This is a genomic window from Rhizobium sp. rho-13.1, assembly GCF_007000305.1.
In the GTDB taxonomy this organism is placed as follows: domain Bacteria; phylum Pseudomonadota; class Alphaproteobacteria; order Rhizobiales; family Rhizobiaceae; genus Rhizobium; species Rhizobium rhododendri.
Genome location: NZ_SCFL01000076.1, coordinates 1 through 1,030, shown reverse-complemented (window position 1 = coordinate 1,030; position 1,030 = coordinate 1). Strand labels below are relative to the sequence as shown.

The following is a 1,030-nucleotide window of genomic DNA, read 5'->3' as shown; positions in this document are numbered from 1 at the left end:
CACAGGCCAATTCCAGCCGATCGGTTTCGTAACGACGCGCCAGGGAGAGAATGCCCTGAGCGGATCTGTAGCCTTGCTCCGGGTGCGGCCGATCGCTAAGCAGACGCTCGATAAATATCGCAGTATTGGCCCCAACCTTCGCCGCTTCCTTGCGCAACGTGTGAGGCGTCGTGTTTGCATAGCGCTGGTGAGCTTTCGGCATATGCTCATTGACAGTGATATGGCCGGAACGCTGGGAGCTTCGGATGTGGCTGGCGACCCGCTTGTGGTCAAAGAAGATCTCGACCGCTCGATACGTCAGCCTGATATCGACCTTCCTGCCGATCAGACCGTGCGGCACGGAATAGAACGTCTTGTCGACGTCGACATGGTAATCGGGATGAACCTTGGCGACCTTCCATTCCGCGTATTCAAACGGCGTTGGCGGCAGTGGCTTGAGCTGGGAGCGCTCGACCTCATCGAACAGGGCTCGCCGGGATTTTCCATACCGACGCATCGTACGGGTGTTAAGGTCCTCGATCAGAGCGCTGATGCGGATATTGAGATCGACAAGGCTGAAGAAACGGTCGTTTCGAAGTCTGGCCAGAACCCACCTCTCGACGATTAAAACCGATCCCTCCGCGGATGGTTTATCCCGTGGACGCCGCGGCCGTGCTGGCTATACGGTCGTATCGTAGTGTTCGGCGAAGGCAGCAAATGTCGCGTTCAACGTCGGTTCGAACCAGAGAGCCTTGGCAATCGCGGATTTGAGGTTGTCGCAGATCGTTGTCTTCGTCACCCCACCGAAGTAACTGAAGGCTCGCTGGTTCGCCTCGATCCAATCCGGCAGCTTCTGACTGAAGCTGGCATAGGAGAACACCAATTGCGATGCACTCAGCACGGCCACATAAATCTGTGCTGCCCGGATCTCGCCAGAAGACGGATCGATGATCGGGATCGTATGGCCGGCATAGTCGCATTCCATCGCGACACCAGCCACATGACGACTGCGATAGGTGGGTTTGGCGCGGCTCTCATAATCAGCAAATCG

Annotated in this window: 1 pseudogene; it reads right to left on the bottom strand. The window is 57.0% G+C overall.

From position 1 onward, the window contains the following. Positions 1-1,030, bottom strand: a pseudogene (istA, locus tag EQW76_RS28690) (IS21 family transposase); the annotation flags it as partial.